This is a genomic window from Sulfolobales archaeon (assembly GCA_038897115.1).
Lineage (GTDB): Archaea > Thermoproteota > Thermoprotei_A > Sulfolobales > AG1 > AG1.
This window is the reverse complement of the sequence record JAWAXC010000105.1, coordinates 1-6,799: the sequence shown is the minus strand read 5'-3', so window position 1 is coordinate 6,799 and position 6,799 is coordinate 1. Positions and strand designations below refer to the sequence as shown.

Here is a 6,799-nt window from a genome sequence, read left to right as displayed (position 1 = left end):
TGAAAATGTTTCACATCGTCCGCTGATCCGAGAATCAACAGCGAACATAACGCCTCACAGAGAACAAGCCTCCCGAGCCGGCGATCCCGGGTTCAAATCCCGGCCGCCGCATTTCCTCCACACGGCAACGATCTCATCTATCTTGCCAACATATCCCCCCTATGACAGAGATAGCATCGATCCTTGAGACGTCTGATCAGCCACCAGCTGGGTATCTCAACTCTAACTTTAGGGTGTGGTTTTAAGCGAGTTTATATCAGTCCTAGAGTGGGTGTAAAAGGGGTTTGACCCTACAACAATAAATGATAATTTACTAGATATGTTGAGTTGAAAAATAAAGGAGCTTGAGTCCTCATCCCTATTACCATTGACTACTTCGATATTACCGATAGCCTCAGGAGAAATTCTATAGAATTTACGTTGGGGAAAAAAGGAATATTTTATTGAGTAGGGCCCCTATAGATATGCTAAATAATAAGGATCTATCTTCGAGGAATTCTAAAAAGATTCGTGTCGAGAGAAATTTAAAAGATCATAATATAGGTCATTGGAAATATCATTCTAAGTCTCTCCTTTTGATATGATAAATATACAGCACTGTAATTATACCGATAGCTAATATCGATACAGCCAGAACTGATATGCCGAGTATTACATCTTTGTTATAGCTATATCTATCTATCTCTAGCTCACCACCCACTATAGAGGGTGGAGGCCCTAGGAGAGGGCCTGGCACTGGGTTTATTAGTACTCCTGAAAGCTCGTCCGGATATGCCTTAGCCCATACTATTTTCCTGTTAACATCAACGCCTGTCTCTCTGAAAGGCTCCCACTTTGCTGATGAGAAATTATATCTATATAATTTCATATTCTGCTCACTTCCGCTAAACGATATTGAGGCATAGCTTATATTGATCCAGATTGGATAGATGAGGGCTGATACATTACTTACCCTTACATCGAAGAGCAGATCTGCTATACCACCGGATGGAATCCCTATTTTAGTGGGGATCCCTGTTGTGTTGAGCCTCGAAACTGTTATGTTGACTGGCGATATAGCATTAACAGACACATTTATCCTATTATCTAGAGAAACACTGCCAGATCCTATAATAGTCTGTGAAATACTACTGACAGGCGCGATAGATGTTGTAGAGAACACTAGATATAGGGAGGATCCCGTGAGCTGCGAGACAACGGTTAAATTGGTGATGAAAATTCCAGGCGAGGTAAAACCACCAATCCTAAGGTTAATAGCAGCTGTAGAGCCTGCAGAGACATTTATAAAGGTAACATCGACGGAGCCAGGGCCGTTAACAGAGATTATATAGTAATCTGTGAAGTTAGCATTATTAGTTATAAATACGGTATAGTTGATATATTCATTAACCAGCACAGTATCAAATATCCTGTCAGCTCTTAAGCTAAAGCTAGCCCTTATAGAAGGCCTAACATCCACATATATATCTATAGCATCGTATATATAGTTATTATCTCTTAAAATTAGAAGGGAGCTGATAAAGCCTATAAATGGAGATATAATATTAAACGGAGTTTGAATCCTAACAGCCGCTCCATTAGAAACTGTAGAGTTATACACATCGATTCTATAGTCTCCAAGTAAATCGTTGATATAAATAGTGGTTCCTAAAATGGTATAGCTGCCGCTTATATTAAGCGTAGATGCTAATCTATATGTTAGGTCTATACTCTGCCCGACAACTGTAGAGTTAGATATATATCTGTCCACAAAGTTAGGTGCTCTGTTGATCTTTAACTGAACAGGGCATCCATATGATATTATTGATGGCATAGTGCATACTCCTATATTTCTAAAACTCGGAGTACCATAAGGTGTCGAGAGATCTAAAAGCCGAGAACCATTAGAAATTACAGCTAAGTCGGTCTTCACTTCGTGAAGCACAGGTAAGCCTGACGAATAAGCGGCTACGACAAGCATGTCAACAGGGGAGTATGTTACCGTAATGTTGAGCCGAGGTACCTGGTCTTCGAGTATCTGGGCCATATAATATGGAGAAGGATATCCTAGTCTAGCAACTAGATATGCTGTCGAATTCCCATAGGTAGCTATAGCCGCATATGTGAAAAATCCTTTATAGGTATATGAGAGACTCCTAATCTTAGGATATGCCTGAGTTATGTTAAATGCAACAATACCGTTAGCATCTGTTTTTCCGCTTAACACGGGTGCTGAAGGATCTGGTAGGTATAGTTTCACATCTACATTTGGTAAGGGCGAGCCGTTATAGTATACGGTAAACTGAACAATATCACCATAATATCTAACTGTGGGGCTTATCACTAAGCCTTCGGGTTGGACGCCAAGAATAAACGATCTTTTTACAATGGAGATGTTATCAGCTGGTTCTAGTAATACTAAGGGATTGCCGCCACTATCTATAAAAGCTACTGGCGTAATATATATAAATGTTGCATTCTGAGGAAGGCTATCGATCAAAGAGCTTAGATCTACTATTGCACTTCCATACGTAACATTTATATTAGCGGTCTTTGATACTATAACGTTATAGCTGGAATCCATAATCTGTATTTTCGTAATCAGCGTTCCGCTTAAAAGCCTATAGAGGGGATCGTGAATGACTATTGCTATAGATCCTGGCGAACTTATATTCGGAACAACAAATGATCTAGTATATGTGATATATGTGACGCGCGCAACTCTGCTTAGGGCGTTCTGATCTAATACAATTAATGAGGTAAAGAACGGTAAGTATATAGATTCGCCACCTATGCTAATAATTTCCACTTTATATACATAGTTAGTGTCAAGGGAACTATATAGTTGGGCTATAGTGTTTCTTAAATCTATAATAGCTTCTCCATTTAGGAAATCTACAGAGATGGTTGTAGTTCTCGGAGGCTCCCACTGGCCATTAGATAGATTAGCTCTACTAACTATCAGCCCTAGCGGAAGGGATCCTGTATAGCCCCTGCCAGTACTCATATTTACTAATGCCACTTTTAAGGTGCCATTAGAAATGCTGGGAGTTAATCCTGATGCCGCAATATTGGTAATAAATATCCTTTCATATGTTTCTCTGAGACAAAATATATTTGGAGAGGCACTGCTTAAGTTAAAGAACGCCACCCCATCTTTATTGGTGATTAGGGAGTAGCTTTTATAGATATTAAGGCATCCTTCACTATATATAGTATAGTTAAGGGATTTCTGAGGTATAGGGCCTGCCGAGCTTATAGCAATTACCCCTATAGTTATATTCTCTCCTGGAGCTGCATTAGATTTATCATATATGGGTATATATACCACTTGATCGCCGGATACAGTTCCAAACTCGAGTTGACGCATCAAAAGCTGATCCTCATTCACATAATATTCGTGATCTCTACTAACTATTCTGAACTCCCAAAAAAGCGGTATATTATTGCGTTCACTAACGCGGAGATCTCCTAAGGTCTTTAAATCTATGAGACCTTCTACAGAGGTACATAGTGGTAGTAGCAGAATCGTTATAAAGATGATCCCCATTAACATAGTTACCATGAAAACCACCAGATTAATGAGACCCTTCACCTATAAATTTAATTTAAAACTTTTTGACCTGTTCCTTAATATTTTACATAGATCATGATAAGTCTTTTTTTATATCTAACGTGTAATTACTATATATTTTTGTATTGAAGTATAGCAATATATTAGTTATGCCAAGAATCTCTCTAGATATATTGAAGGCTATCGATGCTATCTGCGGCTTCAGAAGAACCAACAGCCTAGGGCTTAACTAGGAATAGTCTGAACTTTTTAGCTCGCCTAATATGCCTAACCTTTAGCTTAAGTGCTCAATAAATGTGAGGGCTATCCTGAGCCTCCTATAGTGCTTCTTTATCTCTATTAATTCATTAGCATATATGATCGCTCTAGCAAAGTTCTTCTTGGTCTCGGTTCTAAGGATTTAGATATATGGCTCATCATATCTCTTATACATCTTCTTTATCGCTTCTTATAAAACATTGCAGCCTAGATCTAGCTACACTAGCATCCGCTCTAGAGCCCTTCCAATAGCATCTTTCTTAGAATAGCTAGAACCAATATACTTAGAGCCCAACTCTCATCAAGCCTGCCGCCTGAAATACCCTTTAAAATTTCTACAGGTTCTAGGATAAGCTCTATAGGTGAGCATCTACACTTAGCCTCGGTCTTCGCTCCCATGGTCCTCTAAATTATATTCGAAGATCTCTGCCAAAGGCTCTAACTTCCTGATCTTCCCCTCAATCATAGCTGTTAAGATGCTCCTCAAACTAAGAACACCTCTATATAGTAGGTCTACGTTAGTTACAGTGAGAATATCAACAACCTCTCGAGATGCTAGGAGAGGTATTGGTATGAAGTCATTTCTAGGTACGACCTCTTTACCGATCAATTTAAGAGCTCTAGATACCGAAACCTTATTTGAAACCCCTCAGCTGAAGCTCTCGTCATTTATAGCAGGGTGAGGGTTTGTAGCCTTCTTGGTTCTATTAATTTGATGATAGGTCTGGTGATCATGAGACTCGGAGCTCTGAGGTAATGATCCATAGTACATGCTTAATCACTATGAGGGTATCTGCTCTCCCCGAACGCCCTAGATAACAAGTAAACAAAGAGATTAGGTATAGATAGGTAAACCAAGGAGCTGTCAATGGAAAAGGCTTTTTAACACCATTTAAGGCGAGGAGGAGGTTAGATATAGCAAATTAATATAATGCTCTATGTCTTTATAATTTTGTTGTATCCGGCTTTACATGCTTATCTGTTTATCGGTTTTGTAGCTCAACTGTCTGTATTTTAGTGCTAAAGATAGCAGGGGCAGGGTTACAGAGAAGATCTAGGTGAATCCAGAGAGGATCTGCTACTCCTTATCTAAATGCCTTACCCTGCTCTTCAGGAGCCATTCTCACTAAATCGAATGAAAGATCTCCTCAAAGCCTTCTCCCCACTTTCTCAGCTGCTCATAAAGTCCCTCGTGGACTTCTTAACATCATGTATTACATAGAGTGCTTGCCTAATAGCTCTAAGAGGATTAAATATCCTATGATACTTATAATACTTAATTCTTTAAAACAGAAAGGAGAGGAAAGGAGTGAGATAGAGGGCTATGAATGATAGGTTAGCTTTTAAAAATAATGTGTAAAAGCATATAGTGGGGTTGTTTATGAGTGTAGTGGGCTATGTGGGGAAGATAGATCCTAAGGGTAGGGTTACAATACCTCTGGCTATAAGGGATCTCCTAGGGTTATATGAGGGTGTATCGGTAACTATACAGGCGGATCTAGATTCTAGGAGTATTGTTATAAAGCCCTACCAATCACCAGGAGTTCTAGTAAGGATCTCTGTTGATTGTGAGAGTAGAAGCTGTATAGCTGATATGATATCCTGGGTGGAGAAGCTAGAGGGGTTTAGAGATATTCTAGAGGTGAGATGCTATAGGGGTGAGAGGGGGTATAGATGCTATTCAATAGCATCTATATTGCATAAGGCGGTTGATAGAATTGCTGGTGGTGGGAGATACAGGGTAGAGGTGCTTGGCTAGGGGTGTTAGAGGTTTATCCGAGATCCTGATGATCCGTATCTTAAATATCTCGACCATATTTAACCAGGATTATAGCTCTGGGCTAATGCTAAATATCTAATTTATAGGTGTTTCCTAACTCTATATGGGTGTTATGAAATAGTATTTCAATCGGATCTTATGACTGTTATCTCGATAGCTATCTCTGTCTTTGCAATAATGGATCCTATAGCTGCTATACCAACTCTGGTATCTTATCTAGAGAGCACGAGAAGCGGTAATGATTGGGAGGCTCTTGCCAGGAGGATCGTTAATAGAGCTACGATCGCGATATTTATACTACTAACCCTCTTCTCAATAGCTGGCGAGCAGATCCTAAGATTATTTGGGATAAGCCTTACATCCCTCAAAATAGCTGGTGGAGTTCTGCTGATGGCGATAGCGATTGATATGCTAATCTCGGGCCATAAGCCTGAGCAGGTATCCAGCGGCGACTTTGCAGTTGTCCCCATAGCAACACCCCTCATAGTTGGCCCAGGGACTATGAGTACCCTTATAATCTACTCAAGGATCTATGGGTTTGTGTTAACATTGCTTGGAGCCTACATAGCACTCCTAATAACATACCCACTACTGAGGTACTCCCACACACTGCTAAGATACCTTGGAACCACCACCCTCAGAGGTCTTGGAAAGTTTATGTCTGTGATAATAGCTGCAATAGCGATGGAGCTATTCATAGGAGGTCTAAGAGATCTAGGGGTTGTTTGAAGAGCTTAACATAGTTGACCCTAAATGCTCCTAGATATAGCTCTATCAGCGTTCAACAGTTAATGTGAGACCCCTTTATTAATATTCAAAAACACCTAGAGATCATATTCTTTGGAAATCAACAGAATAATTATATGGATTATATATCCATATAAGGATCGTATTACCAGGCTCCATTAGCAGGGGTGGATTAGTAATATAATTTATTATATATTATATCTTGGAACGGATATTTCGATCAGGGCTTACAAGTGATTAAGGGCGATAACATAGAGGCGCTTATATCTGATTTTATCTACCGCTATGGAGAGCGTGGAAGAGCTGTGCTAGAGGCTATTGTAAGGGCTTCACAGAGGCTTGCGAAGGACGCTGTTACACCCCTCCCCGGGGATTTTGACTATAGATCTGTTGTTGAGGAGCTAGGTATGATGGGGTATAGCTATAACCCATCCCCCCTGCTCAGGATCCTTGAGAAGGAG

General features: G+C 40.0%; 6 protein-coding genes. 3 read left to right on the top strand and 3 right to left on the bottom strand.

The window, feature by feature from the left end; all coding sequences use genetic code 11:
• Positions 1–556: 556 nt before the first annotated feature.
• From QXE01_10600 to QXE01_10590, 3 genes are all read right to left on the bottom strand, one after another.
• On the bottom strand, positions 557–3,544 hold the full coding sequence (locus tag QXE01_10600) for a hypothetical protein (protein MEM4971685.1): 2,988 nt from the start codon (positions 3,542–3,544) through the stop codon (positions 557–559).
• Positions 3,545–4,045: 501 nt separating this feature from the next.
• Entirely contained in the window at positions 4,046–4,210 is a 165-nt protein-coding gene (locus QXE01_10595; GenBank protein ID MEM4971684.1) for a hypothetical protein, read from the bottom strand.
• A complete protein-coding gene (locus tag QXE01_10590; GenBank protein MEM4971683.1) occupies positions 4,188–4,421 on the bottom strand; it encodes a hypothetical protein in 234 nt (77 codons plus the stop codon). Before QXE01_10590 ends, QXE01_10595 begins: the two co-directional genes overlap by 23 nt.
• Before the next feature lie 771 nt (positions 4,422–5,192).
• On the opposite strand from QXE01_10590, the gene QXE01_10585 reads away from it, so the two are divergent.
• From QXE01_10585 to QXE01_10575, 3 genes are all read left to right on the top strand, one after another.
• The gene (locus QXE01_10585) at positions 5,193–5,570 is read left to right on the top strand and encodes a hypothetical protein (GenBank protein ID MEM4971682.1); all 378 of its coding nucleotides are present in this window, start codon (positions 5,193–5,195) and stop codon (positions 5,568–5,570) included.
• 159 nt (positions 5,571–5,729) lie between these two features.
• The gene (locus QXE01_10580) at positions 5,730–6,320 is read left to right on the top strand and encodes a MarC family protein (protein ID MEM4971681.1); all 591 of its coding nucleotides are present in this window, start codon (positions 5,730–5,732) and stop codon (positions 6,318–6,320) included.
• 251 nt (positions 6,321–6,571) lie between these two features.
• Positions 6,572–6,799, top strand: a 228-nt coding sequence (locus QXE01_10575; GenBank protein ID MEM4971680.1) for a hypothetical protein, incomplete at its 3' end; no start/stop codon positions are given.